At 36.8% G+C, this 20,926-nt stretch carries 23 protein-coding genes; all 23 read right to left on the minus strand.

Translation table 11 applies throughout. The features are described 5' to 3' along the window. Window positions 1–239: 239 nt before the first annotated feature. Entirely contained in the window at window positions 240–1,052 is an 813-nt protein-coding gene (locus MHH42_RS21795) for a pyruvate, water dikinase regulatory protein (RefSeq protein ID WP_000368950.1), read from the minus strand. 29 nt (window positions 1,053–1,081) lie between these two features. Beyond that, entirely contained in the window at window positions 1,082–1,714 is a 633-nt protein-coding gene (locus MHH42_RS21800) for a helix-turn-helix transcriptional regulator (protein ID WP_000583755.1), read from the minus strand. A gap of 107 nt (window positions 1,715–1,821) precedes the next feature. Next, a complete protein-coding gene (gene recO / locus MHH42_RS21805; protein WP_000487005.1) occupies window positions 1,822–2,568 on the minus strand; it encodes a DNA repair protein RecO in 747 nt (248 codons plus the stop codon). 33 nt (window positions 2,569–2,601) lie between these two features. Beyond that, window positions 2,602–2,745, minus strand: coding sequence for a YqzL family protein (locus MHH42_RS21810; RefSeq protein ID WP_000883923.1), 144 nt, complete (start codon window positions 2,743–2,745; stop codon window positions 2,602–2,604). Window positions 2,746–2,917: 172 nt separating this feature from the next. Further along, on the minus strand, window positions 2,918–3,823 hold the full coding sequence (era, locus tag MHH42_RS21815) for a GTPase Era (protein WP_001080234.1): 906 nt from the start codon (window positions 3,821–3,823) through the stop codon (window positions 2,918–2,920). Continuing rightward, a complete protein-coding gene (locus MHH42_RS21820; RefSeq protein WP_001086291.1) occupies window positions 3,816–4,214 on the minus strand; it encodes a cytidine deaminase in 399 nt (132 codons plus the stop codon). Before MHH42_RS21820 ends, era begins: the two co-directional genes overlap by 8 nt. A 98-nt stretch (window positions 4,215–4,312) precedes the next feature. Then, window positions 4,313–4,666, minus strand: coding sequence for a diacylglycerol kinase family protein (locus MHH42_RS21825; RefSeq protein WP_070173783.1), 354 nt, complete (start codon window positions 4,664–4,666; stop codon window positions 4,313–4,315). Beyond that, window positions 4,663–5,133, minus strand: coding sequence for an rRNA maturation RNase YbeY (gene ybeY, locus MHH42_RS21830; RefSeq protein WP_000054674.1), 471 nt, complete (start codon window positions 5,131–5,133; stop codon window positions 4,663–4,665). Before ybeY ends, MHH42_RS21825 begins: the two co-directional genes overlap by 4 nt. Beyond that, window positions 5,130–7,274, minus strand: a complete 2,145-nt coding sequence (locus MHH42_RS21835; protein WP_000091506.1) for an HD family phosphohydrolase — start codon at window positions 7,272–7,274, stop codon at window positions 5,130–5,132. The genes ybeY and MHH42_RS21835 overlap by 4 nt, the downstream gene beginning before the upstream one ends. A 185-nt stretch (window positions 7,275–7,459) precedes the next feature. Further along, window positions 7,460–8,419 (minus strand): PhoH family protein, encoded by a 960-nt coding sequence (locus MHH42_RS21840; RefSeq protein ID WP_000840526.1) that lies wholly within the window; start codon window positions 8,417–8,419, stop codon window positions 7,460–7,462. Between the two features lie 3 nt (window positions 8,420–8,422). Further along, window positions 8,423–9,622 (minus strand): sporulation protein YqfD, encoded by a 1,200-nt coding sequence (yqfD, locus tag MHH42_RS21845; RefSeq protein ID WP_340894100.1) that lies wholly within the window; start codon window positions 9,620–9,622, stop codon window positions 8,423–8,425. Window positions 9,623–9,798: 176 nt separating this feature from the next. Continuing rightward, window positions 9,799–10,092: a sporulation protein YqfC gene (gene yqfC / locus MHH42_RS21850; RefSeq protein WP_000732262.1), complete on the minus strand. Its 294-nt coding sequence runs from the start codon at window positions 10,090–10,092 to the stop codon at window positions 9,799–9,801. Between the two features lie 108 nt (window positions 10,093–10,200). Next, a complete protein-coding gene (locus MHH42_RS21855) occupies window positions 10,201–10,644 on the minus strand; it encodes a GatB/YqeY domain-containing protein (RefSeq protein WP_000054576.1) in 444 nt (147 codons plus the stop codon). Window positions 10,645–10,659: 15 nt separating this feature from the next. Continuing rightward, the gene (gene rpsU, locus MHH42_RS21860; RefSeq protein ID WP_000048061.1) at window positions 10,660–10,833 is read right to left on the minus strand and encodes a 30S ribosomal protein S21; all 174 of its coding nucleotides are present in this window, start codon (window positions 10,831–10,833) and stop codon (window positions 10,660–10,662) included. 286 nt (window positions 10,834–11,119) lie between these two features. Next, window positions 11,120–12,472 carry a tRNA (N(6)-L-threonylcarbamoyladenosine(37)-C(2))-methylthiotransferase MtaB gene (mtaB, locus tag MHH42_RS21865; protein WP_000108698.1) on the minus strand — a complete coding sequence of 451 codons (1,353 nt, stop codon included), beginning with the start codon at window positions 12,470–12,472 and terminating at the stop codon, window positions 11,120–11,122. Between the two features lie 6 nt (window positions 12,473–12,478). Further along, complete coding sequence (locus tag MHH42_RS21870; RefSeq protein WP_001190139.1) at window positions 12,479–13,228, minus strand: 16S rRNA (uracil(1498)-N(3))-methyltransferase; 750 nt, start codon at window positions 13,226–13,228, stop codon at window positions 12,479–12,481. Window positions 13,229–13,372: 144 nt separating this feature from the next. Then, on the minus strand, window positions 13,373–14,311 hold the full coding sequence (prmA, locus tag MHH42_RS21875; RefSeq protein WP_000872123.1) for a 50S ribosomal protein L11 methyltransferase: 939 nt from the start codon (window positions 14,309–14,311) through the stop codon (window positions 13,373–13,375). A gap of 28 nt (window positions 14,312–14,339) precedes the next feature. After that, window positions 14,340–15,449: a chaperone protein DnaJ gene (gene dnaJ / locus MHH42_RS21880; RefSeq protein WP_000043955.1), complete on the minus strand. Its 1,110-nt coding sequence runs from the start codon at window positions 15,447–15,449 to the stop codon at window positions 14,340–14,342. A gap of 204 nt (window positions 15,450–15,653) precedes the next feature. After that, window positions 15,654–17,489 carry a chaperone protein DnaK gene (gene dnaK, locus MHH42_RS21885; protein ID WP_016109107.1) on the minus strand — a complete coding sequence of 612 codons (1,836 nt, stop codon included), beginning with the start codon at window positions 17,487–17,489 and terminating at the stop codon, window positions 15,654–15,656. 26 nt (window positions 17,490–17,515) lie between these two features. After that, window positions 17,516–18,082, minus strand: coding sequence for a nucleotide exchange factor GrpE (gene grpE / locus MHH42_RS21890; protein WP_016109108.1), 567 nt, complete (start codon window positions 18,080–18,082; stop codon window positions 17,516–17,518). 114 nt (window positions 18,083–18,196) lie between these two features. Beyond that, entirely contained in the window at window positions 18,197–19,213 is a 1,017-nt protein-coding gene (gene hrcA / locus MHH42_RS21895; RefSeq protein ID WP_000954961.1) for a heat-inducible transcriptional repressor HrcA, read from the minus strand. A 133-nt stretch (window positions 19,214–19,346) separates the two neighbouring features. Then, window positions 19,347–20,486, minus strand: coding sequence for a radical SAM family heme chaperone HemW (gene hemW / locus MHH42_RS21900; RefSeq protein WP_000249450.1), 1,140 nt, complete (start codon window positions 20,484–20,486; stop codon window positions 19,347–19,349). Window positions 20,487–20,537: 51 nt separating this feature from the next. After that, complete coding sequence (locus MHH42_RS21905) at window positions 20,538–20,912, minus strand: winged helix-turn-helix transcriptional regulator (RefSeq protein ID WP_001293547.1); 375 nt, start codon at window positions 20,910–20,912, stop codon at window positions 20,538–20,540. Window positions 20,913–20,926 lie beyond the last annotated feature (14 nt).

Raw genomic sequence — 20,926 nt, forward strand, 5'->3', positions numbered from 1 at the left:
AGTCTAAACGTAAAATATAGGTTTTTATCACAATTTTTTATTATAATATATTTTCTTCAACTACGCTACATATCCCTTTATTTTTTCATCTTCTACTTTAGGATAACTAAACCATGCTTTTCACATAATAAAAAAACAGAAGAATATAAGTATAACCACTCCGCTATAATCTATTACTAATCCAACAAGTATCGTATTTCATATGAGCGAAAAAAGCACATTCACCTTCGGTAAATGTGCTAAAACATTTTTTGGTTTTGCACTGCATTCACAATAATATTTGCTGTTTCTTCAATCGCTTTATTCGATACATCAATTACTTGACAATTTATTTTACTAATTACTGCTTCAAAGTGATCAATCTCTTCTTGAATACGATTAATATTGGCATATGTTGCGCCGTCACTTAATCCAAGTGATTTTAATCGTTCTTTTCGAATATGATTTAACTTATCCGGTGTAATTTTCAAACCGAAACATTTCTCTTTTGCCACTTGATATAATTCCTCAGGTGGATCCACTTCTGGTACAAGCGGCACATTGGCAACTTTCAACCGTTTGTTATGAGCTAAGTATTGAGAAAGTGGTGTTTTTGATGTACGTGAAATTCCAATTAACACGATATCCGCTTTTAAAATACCTCGTGCATCTCTACCATCATCGTACTTTACAGCAAACTCAATTGCTTCAATCTTTTTAAAGTACTCTTCATCTAATCTACGAACAACACCCGGCTCATATCTCGGCACTTGCCCTGTAATTTCTTCAATTTGATCGATAAGAGGTCCGATAATATCGTATGCCTCTACCCCTTCTTTTGCAGCCTCTTTCACTAAATACTGGCGCATTTCCGGCTTTACTAACGTAAAACAAATAAGCGCTTGATTACTCTTAGCAATCGAAATCACTTCTTTTAATGTCCCTGTATCTTCTACATACGGTACACGTCTAATATCAGGAGCAAATGGGAATTGCCCCATTGCTGCTCGAACAACTAAATCAGCCGTTTCTCCTACAGAGTCAGATACGACATATACGATTTTATTATCCATTACATTACCTCACTTTAAACAAATTACACTTATTCGTTATTTACTAGGTTTACAAACGCACGTGTAATATTTGTTTTTGTAATTCGTCCAATTACTTCTAAACCTTGCTTCGTATCTTTCACAACCGGCATCGCATCAATCTGTCTTTCTATTAATTCCATCGCAATATCATATAAAGAATCTTCTCTACGACACATGGCAATGTTTGGCATCCTTGTCATGATAATATTAACCGGAAGAGAGGTTAAATCCTGCTTCCCTAAGCTAGCTCTTAATAGATCTTTTCGAGACACAACACCAACTAATAGTGTAGATTGATCTACAACAAACAATGTACCAACATCCTCTAAAAACATCGTACAAATTGCATCGTATACTGATACATTTTTATCAATTACAGCCGGTCTAGATTGATAATCTTGCACTTTAATTTTCTTAACAGCTTCAGATAATAGCTGCCCCCCAGTTTTCCCCGTATAAAAATAACCTACGCGTGGACGCGCTTCTAAATAACCAGCCATCGTTAAAATTGCTAAGTCTGGTCTTAGCGTTGCACGTGTTAAACCCAATTGCGCAGCAATTGACTCCCCTGTAATAGGACCGTGATCTTTTACAATCTGAATGATATGTTCTTGCCGTTTATTCAGCTCTATGATAATCACCACCTTTAATGCACAACGAAAAAAGTTATACTATCTCTTAAATATTATATACTAAATATGCTATTCGAAAAAGAAAGTATGTAAAAAGGACCGTATACGGCCCCAAATTATATTTGAAACTTATCAAGTTGCTCTAGGAAACGTCTTGATTTCAAATAAATTCCGCAATATTCATCATAATATGTATTCAATACTAAGCGCATTTGTTTTTTTGTGCTATCCTTCACTGATACATTGCCGAGCCTATGTAAATCGAAATGGAAGAAAAGACGTAACAATTTATGTACAGCTTCTCCCACCGGTATACGATACGGATCTTGCTCCGCATGACGTGAGCACAGAAAACCGCCTTCCCTGACAGAGAAGGCGACAAAATCTGTTTCTTGATGACAAATCGCACATGTATCAAAATACGGGCGCATCCCTAATACCGGAAGCATTTTCGTTTGATAAATTAATGATAATACTTCTGGATCAACACCCTCACACATATAATGCAACGTTTGATATAACATTTCAAATAAGTACGGATTATGTTTTTTATCTTCTGTTGCTTTATCAGTTAACTCAACAACAAATGATGCATAAGCAGTTAAAAATATATCCTCGCGAATTTCTTTCATAGTTGAAATAATCTCGCCTTGTTGCAAAGTTCCAAGCCCAGATCCCACTTGAATAAGAAAATGCCCATGTGTCATAAGTTGCGAAACAGATGCTAACCGACTTTTCGGTTTTTTCGCTCCTCTTGCCATTGCACTTATCTTACCGAATTCTCTTGAGAATATTGTAACAATCTTATTCGTTTCTCCGTAATCTGTCGTACGGATAACGATGCCCTCAACTTTTTGAAACATGTTCGTCACCATCCAAGGTTTGAACAAAACGGGTCAAGAAATTGGAGAGTCTAGATGCGCTAGCTCCTCATCATGTTGATCCATCTCATCGTTTACGTCTTTTTCCATCTCTTTTAAAAGCAAATACGTTTCAATGCTTCCTGTTTTGGAGAAAAACTTCCAGGTAAAATCTAGCATAAGAATCCACCTTTCTCAATAAGCGTAGCCTATAAACCAATTTCCTTTGTTATTAAATTGACCCATTTTGTCCATTTTCATGTGAGAAAAATTTTTCCTAATTTATTAAAGTTTACAAAAACCAATAATCAGCGGATGAGCAAGCATCCACTGATTACAGCCTTACTTTATTTTAGTACTCGTCTTCGCGGAAACCAAGATCACGAAGCTGAGACATCTTATTGCGCCAATCTTTTTGTACTTTTACCCATACCTCTAAAAATACTTTAGAACCAAGAAGTGCTTCAATATCAAAACGAGCTCGTTTCCCGACTTCTTTTAACATCTTCCCTTGTTTCCCAATAATAATTCCTTTTTGTGATGCACGTTCAACAACAATCGTTGCATTTATATAAACTGCACCGCCCTCACGCTTCTGAATTGCATCAATAACAACCGCTACAGAATGTGGCACTTCTTCACGTGTTAAATGTAGTACTTTTTCACGAATAAGCTCTGCAATAATAAATCGCTCCGGATGATCCGTTACTTGATTATCTGGGTAGTATTGCGGTCCTTCTGGTAAATATTTTTTAATTGCTCCAATTAACGCTTCTACATTATTACCGTCTAATGCAGAAATTGGTACAATCTCTGCAAACTCATGTAGTTTACGATATTGATCAATTAACTCTAATAATTGCTCTGGATGAACTTGGTCAATTTTATTAATTACCAAAAATACCGGTTGTTTCGTTTCTTGTAATTTCTCAATAATGAATTCCTCACCACGACCAAATCCTTCAGTTGCATTGACCATAAACAGAACAATATCAACTTCTTTCAATGTCGTTTGAGCCATCTTCACCATGAAGTCACCTAGTTTATGTTTCGGTTTATGTATTCCTGGTGTATCAATGAAAATTACTTGTGAATCATTTTCTGTATATACGCCTTGAATTTTATTACGAGTCGTTTGTGGCTTGTCACTCATAATGGCAATTTTTTGGCCGATAATACGATTTAAAAATGTAGATTTCCCAACATTCGGTCTGCCAATAATAGAGACAAAACCTGATTTATAACCTTTTCTATTCATGTAAATCCTCCGCTAAAAATGCTCCTGGTAACAATTCTCCGACTGTCGTCTCTTGAACGTCACCATGTAAATTTGATAGGTATACTTTCGTATCCTGTTTACATAATTCTACCATAACTTGTCGACATGCTCCACAAGGAGGTACTGGGCGTTTTGTATCTGCTACAACCGCAATAGCTACAAACTCTTTATCCCCTTCAGAAACTGCCTTAAATAAAGCAGTTCTTTCTGCACAGTTGCATAAGCCATAGGATGCATTCTCAACATTACAGCCACGATATACTTTTCCATCGTGCGTTAATAATGCTGCACCTACTTGAAATTTTGAATATGGTACGTACGCTTGTTTACGCGCTTCGATTGCTTCTTGAATTAATTGTTTACTATTCATATCCCGCATCCTTCCTGTTCACAGCTGTGAATAGATACACTCTCTCACTAAAGGCCTTTATAGCACTTCCAAGGCTTAATAAAAGCTTCGGAATGCAACTATACCACATACGGTACAAAGATAATAGCACCAATTATAACGGCTATAACTGCAAAGAGTAAAACCGCTCCTGCTGCGACATCCTTTGCAATTTTCGCAAATGGATGTATATCAGCAGTCACTAAGTCTACTGTTTTTTCCACAGCCGTATTTACCATCTCTAAACCCATTACAATCCCTATCACAATAAGTAATACCACCCACTCTATTTTCGTAATATGGAAATAAAAGCCGCAGCATATAACAATGACTGCGGCTAAATAATGAATTCTCATATTTCTTTCATGACGAAGACAAAAGAATATACCAGCTATAGCATATCCAAAACTATCTAAAAGTTCTCCTTTTTTCATCGTCCTAATCCAAATGCTTCTAAAATTTCTTTTTGTCTTCCAAACATTTCTTTTTCATCTTCTTCTGTCATGTGATCATAACCAAGCAAATGTAAAAAGCCATGTAACGCTAAAAACCCAAGTTCCCTATCAAAAGAGTGTCCATATTCTTCAGCTTGCTCTTTCGCTCTTGGAATAGAAATAATAAGATCTCCTAACATACGCGGCATCTCCGCACCGACAATTTCCATTTCACCTTCTCCCATTTCTTCCATAGCGAAAGAAATAACATCCGTAGGCTGATCCTTATCTCGGTAATCACGGTTTATTTCACGAATACGTTCATTATCTACAAACGTAACCGATAATTCTGCCCCTTCTTCTATGTTTTCCATTTGAGCTGCTTTCTCTACCAGCTCTCGAATCAAACTTATATAATCGTCTTTCACTTCTTCTGTTTCATCAATAAAATCAATTAATAAACTCATTCTTTCTCCTTCTCTTCCGGTAGTTCCGGATATGTAATACGCGAATGGAAAATACCATTTAACGTCTCGCATAACGTTTTTCCAACGATTTGTAGCTCTTTAAATGTCAAATCACATTCACTAAATTGTCCATCTTGCAAACGATCTTTAATAATACTTTGCACTAAATTATTAATTTGATCTGGCGTTGGATGATTCATAGAACGCACCGCGGCCTCTACACTATCAGCAATCCCAACAATCGCCGACTCTTTAGAAGTTGCTTTGGATCCTGGATAACGGAACATCTCTTCTGTATATTTTTCTTTATCTTCTTTAATCGCCTTATAGTAAAAATATTTAAGTAACGTTGTACCATGATGTTGTCCAGCAATATCAATAATTTCTTGCGGAATATGGTACTCTTCTAGCATCCTCACCCCGTCCGTTACATGAGCGATAATAATATCTTTACTCGTTACAGGGGCGAGTTTATCATGTGGGTTTTCAATCCCCATCTGATTTTCAATAAAGAACTGTGGTTGTACCGTTTTTCCTACATCATGATAATACGCCCCTACACGGGCTAATACACCATTTGCCCCGACTGCTTCACAAGCAGCTTCAGAAAGATTCGCTACCATTACACTATGGTGATATGTCCCTGGCGCTTCTAGCAAAATCTTACGCAAAAGCGGATGATTTGGACTTGATAGTTCCATAAGCTTCATACTTGATACAATGCCAAGTCCACTCTCTAAATATGGTAAAATCCCCATAGCTAACACCGAAGAGATAATCCCTGAAACAGAAGCCATCAATAATTGTGTACCAATTTCAAGAGGCGAAAAATTCCCATTACGCAACAATAATAACGCTGCCAATACGACCACATTTAACACAGAAACGAGTATACCCGCTTGTAAAATCATCGTACGACGATTTTTTTCTCTCAAGAAAATACTAACTGATAGTGAACTTAGTAACACATAGATCCCCACACTATAATTCAGGGTGCTCGTTACTCCTTCATTAAACATAATGCTTCCGCATACAGAAAAAATCATGCTTGTTAAAAAAACAAATCGATCACCAATCATTAGTTTTACAAGTATTGTTCCCATTGCAACTGGAACGACATACGCGATCCCTGCATATTCAAGCTTTTGGAACAAGCTAATGATTTTCATTAAAACGATCGTGATCGACAAAATGGTAATGTACGCTAAAATATACGGTCTATCTTCCCTTTTCCGTTGTAAAAATACTTCAAATTGCTTATGCATAAAGTACAATAGCACACCAATGAGTACCGCTAATCCAACATAGGGTTGAAAACTGTTCCCTTTTTCTAACAGACCAACTAATTTCAACTGATTGTACATATCACTTGAAATCGTTTCACCTTCTCTAACAAGGACTTGCCCTTGAAGAATATAAACAGGTGGAACTAAATCTTCTTCCGCTTTTCTCTTCTCTTTTGTTAAGGTCGGATCATAAAAATAGTTTGCAGAAATCGCATATTTCCCTAACGCCTTAATAGATTCCTTTAAACCATTATCAACATTAACACTATTCATCTCACTTACATATCGTTCCTTCGCATCCTTCAATTCGTCCATTTTAATATGCTCAGTCATGATACTATTAATAGCTGTAACTGCTGCATCTTTTGCTAATACTAATTGGTTCGAATCTGCATTAATTAAGTTTAGTAAGTTTGAATCAGATAATTCTTTCGTTAAATCAGTAGGCAATTTTTTTTTCAACTTGTCCACTTTTTCAGCATCAGTAATCTTTTTTTGCTCATCCGGTCCAACCGCTTTGATCTCTTGTATCACTTCATCTACTTTAGCAAAGACGTCATTCACAATATCCACTTTATTTTGTTTATACTCACTTTTATATGTATATTGATCTTCAACTTTTGTAGCGGCTTCTTTTTTCTTTTTGTCCGTTGTAACTTTATCTTCAATTTTAATAGGAGAATGGATTGTTTTTTTCGCAATAGAATATGTTGTAACATCTAATTGCTCTGGTTTTACATTATTCATAAGTGCAAAAAACAGCACTGCTCCTAATAAAACGTAAGAAATCCAACTTAGTTTTTTCGAATGTTGTAAATTACGAAACCACTTAGAAATTTCTTGAGATCTTGACATGATTTCAATACCTTCTCCTCTCCAGAAATAAAGTGAAACTATTTATAGCTTTCGTTTCTTCTAACAAGCGACACTTTTAGAATCATACGTCATTTATCGCTTATACTCTTCTTCTTTCATGATAGTAAAAAAATTGCTATTCGCCAACCTTATCATACAAAAAGAAATGATCCTGACAAATAGGATCATTCCATTTTATCATACGCCTCAATAATACGTTGCACTAACGGATGTCTCACAACGTCGCTTTGCTCTAATGTAATGAACGAAAGTCCCGATACACCAGATAAAACATTTGTAGCAATAGAAAGACCTGATTTTGCCCCTTTTGGCAAATCTACCTGCGAAGGATCCCCTGTTATAACCATTTTAGAACTAAAACCTAATCTTGTTAAAAACATTTTTATTTGGACACCAGTTGTATTTTGCGCTTCATCTAAAATAACAAATGAATCATCAAGCGTACGCCCTCTCATATAAGCAAGAGGCGCGATTTCAATTACACCTCGCTCCATCATACGCTGCGTATATTCTTGTCCAAGAATATCGTGCAGTGCATCATACAATGGACGTAAATATGGATCTACCTTCTCTTTTAAATCCCCTGGTAAAAAACCTAAACTCTCTCCAGCTTCTACAGCAGGCCTTGTTAGAATAATTTTCTTTACATACCCTTGTTTTAACGCTCTTACAGCCATTACTACAGCTAAGTACGTTTTTCCAGTTCCAGCAGGTCCTATCCCAAATACAATATCATTCTTCTTCATCGCATGAATATATCGTCTTTGTCCCATTGTTTTTACACGAATAGATTTACCCTTTGCCGTTTTAAAAATTTCTTCTTCATATAACTCTTCAAATTGAGCAATTTTCCCTTGTTGTGCGAGCTGAATTGCATACGCAACATCTCTTTCTGTAATGGATACACTTTTACGAATAACAACAAGTAATTGCTGTAAGATTTTTTCTACGAGTGTCACGTTTTCATCTGCCCCAGACACATGAACTGTTTCACCTCTAGTTACGATAGATACATTAAGTTCTCGTTCCATTACTTTTAAATGAGCATCATTGACTCCAAAAAGAGCGATTGCTTCGTTAGTATTTTCCAATTGTTGGTTCATTTCTACTAATTGTTCTGCCATTACTCAGTCTCCTTGAATATCGGATTCGGATATCGGTTGTGACTCTGCAATATTTTCAATTACAGTATAATGCAATGTAACTTTTAGTTGATCCGCCTCAACCTCTTTACTCAAAATCTTATCACTTACAATCATAGCATGTTCATCCAATTTTTTCTTTAGTTCTTTTTCAGCCATCTCTTTCGCTACTTTCAATGCCTGTTTTTCTGTGTATTCTCGATTCGCTTCTTCCTCTTCTCGTACAATATCTTTTTCATATGCAATCGGTAATGTAAAACCAAATAATTTCACATCATGTTTTACATGTTCAGTACGAGAGCGTTTATACTTATCATGTTGAAATCCCCATATTTTTATTTTTGCACTCCCAAACTTAAGAAAGTATTCATTATACGCATTACCAGTATACACTTGAAATTGTGTTTTCAGCGGCACACTCACCTCGGATGTATACCAAGTTTCTCCATATACAATACCTTTCGCCGAAACAACTGACGGGTTTTCCTCATTACCATATATACCTGATACAAGAAGTTGTCCTTTTTCAACATGGTCATTTTTCATAACGACTGGTTTTCCAACCTCTACAAACGTTTTTGTAATAATTGCTTCTTTTTTTGCCACTAAATTTTGTGGATGCTGTTCCTTTTCTTTTTTCGGCTCGTTTTTTTCCACAATTTTAAAATGATAGGTGGTCCCTCTTACTTCCAGCCCCGCCCAAGTAATCGCATTAATATTGTCCGTCAAATGGCGTTGCACATCTTCTACACTAGGCATTTGAAACTGTAGTTTTCCTTTCTTAATACCCATTTTATCCAATTCTTTCATCAATATATATTCTGTTTCAGGTTTCACTCCTGTAATCTCAATTTTCCAAACCATATTTGACATTGCAATCATACCAAAAAAGAAAATTAAAAAACCGATTAAAAACCCACTATTTTTAATTAAACGCTTATTCCAAAAAGGAAAACCGTAGCGTCCAATGAAATATAATTTGCATTCATTTTTTCTATAAATTGGTTTTAATTTTTTCACATCGCGTAACAACATACAAAAAACTAACGTTTCATCAGCAATCTTCTTAACATCCCAAACTAATAATTTTCTACGTACGCATTCATTAACGAACCGTTCCGCTCCTCTACCTTCAATTCGTACTTTTACATATCCAAGCCACTTTATAAACCATTTATTTTTCATCTACTACCTCCACTACCTTTCCCAAAAGTAGACATACTACTTTTCACTTTAATTAGCAAAATAGCTCGTACGAAAATGATATAAAGAATTTTACTGCCCATAAATAGCGAGATAACTGAATAGTAAGGTCGAATCACGAGAATAAAGAAGAAAAACTTCACATACGGAAGTTTCCCTCACTCTTTTTGCTTTTCACTTTCTAAAAACATCACTTGCTCAATGATCCCTTCAAGCAAAAGCTCCTCTGGAAGGATTGTTTTAATAACGAAGGATTGCCCCTTAATTAATAATTGACCATGTTTTAGCAACAATCTTACTTCTTTATCTGAAAACACTAATAAACCTTGATGATTTTCTATATAGATATGCACTTGCCCAACAAGCGTGATCCGAGGTAGATCCATTAGCACATCCACTGGCAGGTCTATTTGCTTCGTTAACCAATTCTTCATTTGTTCTAATTTTTTCATCTTAAAAGACCTCCTCTCATCCCATATGTATGAAAAAAGAGCTTGTAATATCACGTCCAAACTGAAAAAAAGCATAAAAAAACGTCTCATACGAAATGAGACGTTTTTTTATGCTAATAGCTGGATAACCAGCTTATTCACAAGTGATCCGTCTGTTTTACCTTTTACTTTCGGCATAACAGCAGTCATCACCTTACCCATATCTGCTTTTGATGTCGCACCAACTTCAGAAATAACTTGCTTGATTACATCAATCAGGTCTTCTTCAGTTAATTGCTCCGGCAAATATGCGCTTAAAATCTGAATTTCACTTTGCAGTTTATCAACAAGGTCTTCACGACCAGCTTTTTTAAATTCAAGGAGGGAGTCCTTATACTGTTTTACTTCACGAGCTAAAACTGTTAATTCCTCTTCTTCTGTAAGAGTATGTTGCAGTTTAATACCTTCATTTTGTAAAGCAGCCTTAACCATACGAATAACGGTTAATTTTTCTTTTTGTTTATTCTTCATCGCTTGTTTCATATCATCGTTTAAACGACCGAGAAGACTCATAACTTACACCCTCTCTTAGAATTTACGCTTTCTTGCCGCTTCAGATTTCTTCTTACGTTTTACACTTGGTTTTTCATAAAACTCGCGCTTTCTTGCTTCAGCAAGTGTACCAGTTTTAGAAACCGATCTTTTAAAACGGCGAAGTGCATCCTCCAAAGACTCGTTTTTACGAACGACTGTTTTTGACATTCTCTTTCCCTCCCTCCGAAACATCACACTTACATACTAACTTCAGCATGCAAAAAGAAACACTTCTTCAGCATGTCTTTTACGATTATAATACATTTTATCACTTCAGGTCAACTATTTGACAGAATAAAAGAGGAATAGATGCTCTTCCTTTTTAAAGCTATGCAAATAGCTATCATCCTTTTCCACTGAAAACAACTATATTTTTATCATTGCACCTTTTCAACACTTAACTTTTCCATGAAAAAAGAAAGCATGCAAACCGTTTCCGTTTGCATGCTTTTTTTTACGCGCTCGCTGATTCTTTTTTCACATCATCTTCAATAACACGAACAAATTGCGCTTCGTTATATGGATAACCAGCTTTCGTAATTTTCACTTTCACTAGCTTACCAATTAATTCTTCTGACCCTTCAAAGACAATTTTCAAATAGTTATCTGTATAACCTACATATAACCCTTCACGATCGCCATCTTTAAATTGCTCTTCCGGGATAATTTCAAGTACTTCTCCTTCAAACTGTGAAGCATACTCTTTCGCTAATTGATTAGATAGTTCAATTAGACGGTGAACACGATCATTCTTCACATCTTCAGGAACTTGATCTTCCATACGCGCTGCAGGTGTTCCCGTACGTTTTGAATAAGGGAATACGTGTAACTCAGAGAAGCGATTCTCTTTAATGAAATTGTACGTTTCCATAAATTCTTCTTCTGTTTCACCTGGGAAGCCAACAATTACGTCTGATGTAATCGCAAGACCTGGTAACGCTTCTTTCAAACGATCTAAACGCTCTTGGAAAAATTCCATTGTATACTTACGACGCATACGTTTTAATACAGTATTAGATCCTGATTGCAACGGAATGTGCAAGTGGCGTACAACTACTTCAGATTTGTCTAACACTTCAATTACTTCATCTGAAATTTGACTCGCTTCAATAGAAGAAATACGAAGACGTTTTAATCCACCTACTTCTGCTTCCATATCACGAAGTAATCCAGCTAAGTTATAATCTTTAATATCTTCACCGTATCCACCTGTATGAATACCAGTTAATACGATTTCTTTATAGCCTGCATCCACTAATTGCTGCGCTTGTTTAATAACTTCTTTTCCATCACGAGAACGCATTAAACCACGCGCCCAAGGAATAATACAGAACGTACAGAAGTTATTACAACCTTCTTGTATTTTTAATGAAGCACGTGTACGATCCGTGAAATATGGTACATCAAGTTCTTCGTATACACGTGTTTTCATAATGTTACGGACAGCATTAATTGGTTGACGCTCTTTACGGAATTCTTCGATGTATCCTAACATCTTTTCACGATCTTGTGTACCAACTACAATATCTACACCTGGAATTGCCATAATTTCAGCTGGAGATGTTTGCGCATAACATCCCGTTACACAAATAACCGCATCTGGATTTTGACGCACAGCACGTCTAATTACTTGACGGCTTTTTTTATCTCCAGTATTTGTTACTGTACATGTATTAATAACATATACATCAGATTTCTTTTCATATTCAGTTCTTTCATAACCACCTTGTTTAAACAATTGCCAAATAGCTTCTGTTTCATAGTGGTTTACTTTACAACCTAACGTGTGGAACGCAACAGTTGACATTGATCATCACCCCATCAATTCAAAATGATAAGAAGCAGCACTTAACGCATAAAGCGGTGCCGTTTCCGTTCTTAAAATCCTTGGTCCTAAACTACATAGTACAAATTTATGTTCACGAAGCGCCGTAATCTCTTCCTCAGCTAAACCGCCTTCTGGGCCAAATACAATTAATAGCTTTTGACCTGGTTTCATTGTCGTTAAAGCTTTCGCAAAATTAGATTTCTCGCCTTGTTTTGCTTCTTCTTCATACGCAACAAGACAAACATCATACTCACCACTCATTGAAAGCAATTGCTTAAACGATGCTGGAGCATGTACTTCTGGAACTTCACTTCTATGCGATTGTTCCGCAGCTTCTTTCACAATTTTTCTTAAACGCTCAACTTTTTTATCAGCTTTTTTCGCATCCCATTTTACGATAGAGCGAGATGCTTGAAATGGTAAAAATGCGGCTGCCCCAAGCTCGGTTCCTTTTTGAAAAATTAACTCTAGCTTGTCTCCTTTTGGCAGTCCACTTGCAATCGTCACGAACACAGGAAGTTCACTTGATGCCTCTACCCATTCTACAATAGCTGTCTCAACAAATTCACTGGTAATTTCATCAATTGAACATACTGCTGTTTTTCCGTTTACACAGCAATAAATGTGATCACCAGCTGACATACGCATTACTCTCGCAATGTGATGTACATCATCACCTACAATGCGAATCTTTGCTTCACTTACATGTTTTTCTTCTACAAAATAACGTTGCATATAATCACCTTAGTAGAGTTTCGTTCCTTTCGTAAGTCAACACTTACGAAAAGAACGAAACGTTATCATTTTTCATATAACAAACGGCAAGTCCCTCACCTTATAGTGAGAGACTCCCCTTTTCATTATAAACTAAAATCTATATTACGCATTTCGTGCAATAATTGCTACCCAATCATCCATTCGTAATACTTCTTCAATTGTAAATCCAGCTTTTTCTAACGCCTCAGAAATTACTTTTTCTTTCGCTGCAATAATACCAGATGTAATGAATAATCCACCTGATTTTACAACTCGTGCTGCATCTTCAGGGAATAGAAGAATAATTTCTGCTAATAAATTCGCTACGATTAAATCAACAGGTCCTTCAATACCTTCTAAAAGACTATTTTGTCCAACAGATACGATATCATCTGTTTTATTTAAACGTACATTCATTTCCGCACTTTCCACTGCAACTGGATCTAAATCGTATGCTTGAACAGAAGACGCACCTAATTTTGCCGCTGCAATACTAAGTACACCTGAACCCGTTCCTACATCAATGACAGTATCACCTGATTGAACTGTTTTTTCTAAAGCACGAATACACATCGTTGTTGTTGGATGAGTTCCTGTACCAAACGCCATACCCGGGTCTAATTCAATGATTTTTTCATCCAGAGAAGATGGTGTGTATTCTTCCCATGTCGGTACGATTGTGAATGTATCAGAAATTTGTACTGGATGGTAATACTTTTTCCAAGCAGTAGCCCAATCTTCTTCATTGACTTCGTTAATGGTAATATTTCCAGTACCAATTTCAATGTCGTAAGATGGAAGCACATCAATAGATGATTTTACACCCGCAATCGTTTCCTGTAAAGAATCCGTTTGTGGGAAATATGCTTTTACTAATACACCCTCTGCCGGGTATTCATCTGGGTTCAATGCATAAATTTCACCATATTGTTGCTCGCGCTCTTTCGTCAACTCTGCTGGATCCTCAATTGCAACTCCACTAGCACCAGCTTCATGTAAAATATGAGAGACAGCTTCTACTGCTTCTTCTGTTGTATGAATACTAACTTCTGACCATTTCACAATTTACCAACTCCATTTTTTATTTCCATTATTCCCCTTTGAAAGCACGTTTAAGCTTTCCGAATAAACTATCATCCTGCTCTTCTTGCCCTGCAAATTCACGTAATAAATCTTTTTGATGTGAATTTAATTTTGTTGGTACAACAACACGAACGACTACATATTGATCTCCTTGACCGTATCCACGTACGTTTGGAGCACCTTTTCCTTTTAAGCGGAATTCTGTTCCTGTTTGTGTTCCTGCTGGAATTTTCAGCTTCACTTTCCCATGAACAGTAGGAACTTCTACTTCAGCACCAAGTGCCATTTGCGCAAATGTTAATGGCATTTCGCAAATAATATGATCACCTTCACGCTCGAAGAATTCATGATTTCTTACATGAACAACTACATATAAATCTCCTGCCGGTCCACCATTTACGCCCGCTTCACCTTTTCCAGATACACGAATTTGTTGGCCATTATCAATACCAGCTGGAATCTTAACGTTAATTTTTTTACGCTTACGTACTTTACCTGAACCGTGACATGTCGTACATTTTTCTTTAATCATTTGACCAGTTCCTGAACAATGACCACAAGCTTGACGGTTTACAATACGACCAAACGGTGTATTTTGTTCTACACTTACTTGACCTGATCCTGAACAATGTTTACATGTTTCTTTTGAAGTTCCTGGTTTTGCCCCGCTACCTTTACAAGTATCACATGGATCTTCTACTGGAATTTCAACGTTTAACTCTTTACCAAAAATAGCTTCTTCAAAGTCTAAAGTGACTTGATATTGTAAGTCAGCACCTTGGCGCGGAGCATTTGGATCACGACGTCTGCCGCCACCGCCGCCGCCAAAGAACGAACTAAAGATATCTTCAAAACCAAAGCCACCGCCGAAGTCTCCTCCGCCACCGAAGCCTTGATTTGCACCAGCATGACCAAATTGATCGTACTGCGCACGCTTTTGATCATCGCTCAACACTTCGTATGCCTCTTGTACTTCTTTAAACTTTTCAATTGCATTTTCTTCTTTACTTACGTCTGGATGGTATTTTTTAGCCAAACGACGATACGCTTTTTTAATTTCATCTTTTGAAGCGCCCTGGCTAAGCCCAAGGACCTCATAATAGTCTCGTTTACTCATAAATTTGCAACCCCCGAATCTTTCACATAAACGTAATTTTAACACCGAAAGAAAGTGCTTTGCAACAAAGTTTCCTCACTTACAGTATGCAAGCTAAAAAACTTAAGATCCTCACACATTTCTCCTCATTTATGAAAAAAGCCAAAGCCAAGGCACGCTTGACTTTGACTTTTTGTCATCTTACTTATTATGTTTGTACTTAAATTACTTGTCTTCTTTTACTTCTTCAAATTCAGCGTCTACTACATTATCTTTTTTCGCGCCAGCGTCTTGTGCTCCTTGTGCACCTTCTGCTTGCCCTGCAGCTGCTTGAGCTTGCTCGTATAATTTAACGCTTAATTGTTGTACGATTTCTTGTAAAGCATCTTTTTTCGCACGGATTTCATCAAGATCGTTTTTCTCAATTGCCGCTTGCAACGCTTCTTTCGCTTCTGTCGCTTTTGTAACCTCAGCCGCATCTACTTTACCTTCTAAATCTTTTACAACTTTATCTGTTTGGAATACAAGTTGGTCAGCTTCATTACGAAGTTCAACTTCTTCCTTACGTTTTTGGTCAGCGTCAGCATTTGCTTCTGCTTCTTGTACCATACGATCTACTTCTTCATCAGAAAGACCTGAAGATGATTGAATTGTAATAGCTTGCTCTTTGCTTGTTCCTAAGTCTTTTGCACGTACGTTAACGATACCGTTCGCATCAATATCGAATGTTACTTCGATTTGTGGAATACCACGTGGTGCTGGTGGAAGATCCGTTAATTGGAAACGACCTAATGTTTTGTTGTCAGCTGACATTGGACGCTCACCTTGTAGTACATGAATGTCTACTGCCGGTTGGTTATCAGCAGCTGTTGAGAATACTTGTGACTTACTTGTTGGAATTGTAGTGTTACGCTCGATTAATTTCGTGAACACACCACCCATAGTTTCAATACCTAAAGAAAGTGGAGTTACGTCTAATAATAGTACGCCTTCTACATCACCAGTAAGTACGCCACCTTGAACCGCAGCACCTAATGCTACAACTTCATCAGGGTTTACGCCTTTGTATGGCTCTTTACCAGTTTCACGTTTAATAGCTTCTTGAACAGCTGGGATACGAGTAGATCCACCAACAAGGATAACTTTATCTAATTCACTTGGAGCAAAGCCAGCGTCTTTTAATGCACGACGAGTCGGCTCTAATGTTCTTTCAACAAGACCTGCTGAAAGCTCTTCGAATTTTGCTCTTGTTAACGTTAATTCTAAGTGTAATGGGCCAGCAGCTCCAGCACTAATGAATGGTAATGAAATTTGTGTTTGTGTTACACCTGAAAGATCTTTTTTCGCTTTTTCAGCTGCATCTTTCAAACGTTGAAGTGCCATTTTATCTTGGCTTAAATCAATGTTATTTTCTTTTTTGAATTCAGCTACTAAGTGATCGATGATAACTTGGTCAAAGTCATCTCCACCAAGGCGGTTGTCACCAGCAGTTGAAATAACTTCGAATGTGCCGTCTGCTAACTCAAGGATAGATACGTCAAATGTACCGCCACCTAAGTCATATACTAAGATTTTTTGCTCTTCATCTTGTTTTTCTAAACCGTAAGCAAGTGCTGCTGCTGTTGGTTCGTTAATAATACGCTCAACTTCTAAACCAGCGATACGACCAGCATCTTTCGTTGCTTGACGCTCTGCATCGTTGAAGTATGCAGGTACTGTAATAACAGCTTTCGTTACTGTTTCACCTAAGTATGCTTCAGCAGAAGCTTTTAAGTTTTGTAAAATGATTGCAGAAATTTCTTGAGGTGTAAAATCTTTACCTTCAACTTCTACTTTGTAGTCTGTACCCATATGACGTTTAACAGACATGATTGTATTTGGGTTTGTAATTGCTTGGCGCTTCGCAACTTCCCCAACTTGACGCTCTTCATTTTTGAAAGCTACAACAGAAGGTGTTGTACGGTTTCCTTCTGGATTTGGGATAACCTTTGGTTCTCCACCTTCCATAACAGCTACACAAGAGTTTGTTGTACCTAAGTCAATACCGATAATTTTACTCATGGCGAATCCTCCTACTTTTATGTAAATTATTGATTTACTTTTACCATTGATGGGCGAATCACACGGTCTTTTAGTTTATAACCTTTTTGGAATTCTTCAACTACCGCGTTTGATTCAAATTCACTGTCTTCCACTTGCATAATAGCTTGGTGTTCATTCGGATCAAACTGTTTACCAACAGCTTCAATCGCTTCCACACCTTCTTTAGTCAACGCTTCTAGCAATTGACGATGCACCATTTCCATACCTTGTAACAAGGATTTCGTTTGCTCGTCAGTCACTTCCACTTGCATCGCTCTTTCAAAATTATCAAGAGCTGGCAAAATATCTGAAACTAGACTTTGTGCTCTATATTTGTCAGCAGCCTGTTTATCCATTTGGACACGGCGCTTATAATTTTCAAAATCAGCTTGTAGACGTAATGTGCGACCTTCCGTTTCCGTTAGTTTCGCTTGTAACTCATCTACTTTTTCTTGTAAAAGAGCAGCCTCACTTTTTTCTTCTACAGTTTTTTCACTGTTTTCTGGCGTGACAGCTTCTTCAACTTGCGCTTCTTTCACTTCTTCTACCACTTGTTCGTTACGCTCTTCCACAATTTTCACCTCCTTAAAAGGTATTAGGTATCATGCTTAGCATGATTACCTAAGCATTATATATTACACACAGCAATGAAAATTTCATCACTTGAGCGAATGTATTACTCTCATTTACTTTTTAAGTCCGTCTGTAAACTGTCTTGTAAATAACTGCAGTAAACTAATTACACGAGAGTATTGCATTCTCGTCGGACCTAAAATTGCAATTGTTCCAAGTTGCTCTTCTCCAATCGAATACGTTGCAGAAATCAAACTGCAATCCTCCATTGCCGTAGAAGAATTTTCTCTACCAATTTTCACTTGAATTCCGACTTGTTTATGACGCAAAATGTCATAAAACGCAGCCTCATTATCAATCATCGTCAGCAAAGATCTTACTTTATGAATGTCATGGAACTCCGGTTGCGAAAGCATATTCGCTTTCCCTCCAAAGTATATCTTTTCCGATAACGGAACTTGAAATGTACCATCTAACATTTTTATCGCACTATCGTAATTATGAACATACCCACGTAAAACTGTAACAATCTCTTTAAAGATTTTATTATGAAGTTCTGCCATCGGTACACCAGATAGCTTTTCATTTAAAATGTTAACCATTTTTTCTAAATCTGATAAATCAACAGATTCCGGAACGGTAATCGTTTTACTTTGTACATGCCCTGTATCCGTTACAATAATAGCGACTGCTGTTTGACGATCAAGCGGCACAATTTGTACGTTTTTAAGTTTATTTGTGCTTAACTTAGGCCCTAGAACAATCGCCGTATAGCTCGTAAGCTCTGATAAAATTTGAGCAGATTGCTGTGCAACTTTTTCTGCTTCAAAAATTCTTTCAGCAAATAAATCTTTAATTTGTACAATTTCATCGTTCGGTAAGTTTTGCGGCGCTAAAAGATGGTCTACATAAAATCGGTATCCTTTCTCAGAAGGAACCCGTCCAGAAGAACTATGTGTTTTTTCAATAAAACCTAATTCTTCTAAATCAGCCATTTCATTTCGAATAGTAGCTGAACTAAATGTGATTTCTTCTTTTTTAGCCAACGTTCTAGACCCAACGGGCTGCGCTGATCCAATAAAGTCATCAATAATTGTTTGTAAAATTAAGAGCTGACGTTCCGTAAGCATCTCATCATCACCTCTGTTAGCACTCTTTGTCTTCGAGTGCTAAATCTATTAATAACTTACCAAAATTGACATTCAATTGTCAACGGAAACGTCACGAAATAATGAATTTTTTTCACGTTTATGAAACATTTAATTAGTCAATCAAAAATGACTGGAACACTTCATTCCCTAATAATTTCCCTTTTCGTGTTAAACGCACATATCCATCTCTTTCTTCAAGCAACCCTTGTTCTTGATTGCCTTGTAACTGCTTCGCGAAAACTTGATCCATCTCCATATTGAATTTCTTTTGGAATGCTATTTTAGAAACACCTTTTGTTTTTCGAAGTCCTAAAAACAACTCTTCTTCCATTTTTTCCTTCTCAGTCACTTCATGAACATCTAAATAAGGAAATCCTGTTTCATCAATTTTATTAAAATATTGCTTCAGCGGACCTACATTTTGAATACGTTCCCCATTTACATAACTATGAGCTCCAGCTCCAAAACCATAATACTCTTCATTATTCCAGTATGTGAGATTATGTCTACTTTTATTGTCACCTTTTGAGAAATTACTAATTTCATACTGGCTATAACCGTGTTTCTCCATTTCATCCATTACCATTTCATACATTTTCGCTTCATGGTCTTCACCCGGAAGACGCAATTTCCCTTTATTCATTAAGTTATAAAACACTGTTTTGGGTTCCACAATTAATGAATATGCCGAGAAATGTTGTACACCAAGCGTAAAAGCAATGTCTAATGTTTCCTTCACATCTTCTATCGTTTGTCCTGGCAAAGCATAAATAATATCTACATTAATATTTTTAAAGCCTACCTCTTGAGCTTCTCGAATCGCTAGGAATGCATCTTCCCTCGTATGCTTGCGCCCGATTTTCTCCAGCAGTTCATCACGGAACGTTTGCACACCAAAACTAATTCGATTCACTCCACCTTCTAGCAGTACATTCAACTTCTCTTTCGGCAGATCTCCTGGATTCGCTTCAAATGTCAATTCACAATTCGGAGCAAACGGACGCAAATGACGATTAATAATCTCGAGTAATTTTTTTGTCTGTTCCATATTTAATGCTGTCGGCGTTCCTCCACCAACAAAAATCGTTTTCATACTATCAAACGGTACTTTTTGAACCGTATTTATTATTTCTTTCTCTAAGTACTCTAAATATTGATCTACCGGTTGGCGTTCAATAAACACTTTATTAAAATCACAATAGTGACAAATATGCTGACAAAACGGAATATGAATATATGCAGCTTGTACCAAATATAACTCCTACCTTTCTAAAAAGAAAACCTCCGCACTCCGGAGGGTTCTCTACTTCTCTAACGTATTACGGATTTGTTCCATTCGCATTTTTCCCCAATCATACATCATTTCAACGATTGGTAAAAGTGACATGCCTAGTTCCGTCATATAATACTCAACACGAGGAGGAATTTCGGGATATACTGTTCGATCAACAATCCCATCTTCCATTAACTCTTTTAATTGGTTCGACAAAACTTTATGAGAAATGCTTGGGAATAACCGTTGTAATTCGCTAAAACGATGAGGCCCTTCCACACCAAGATGCCACAGTATCACAACTTTCCACTTTCCACTAATAATAGAAAGCGTCAATTCCTTTTCACAATTAAAATTACCATTTTGTAGTTTCTCTTGAATATCTTTTCGAATATTTTCGGACATTAATAATCTCCTAA

It is taken from the genome of Bacillus sp. FSL L8-0099, assembly GCF_038006385.1.
GTDB classification, from domain to species: domain Bacteria; phylum Bacillota; class Bacilli; order Bacillales; family Bacillaceae_G; genus Bacillus_A; species Bacillus_A toyonensis.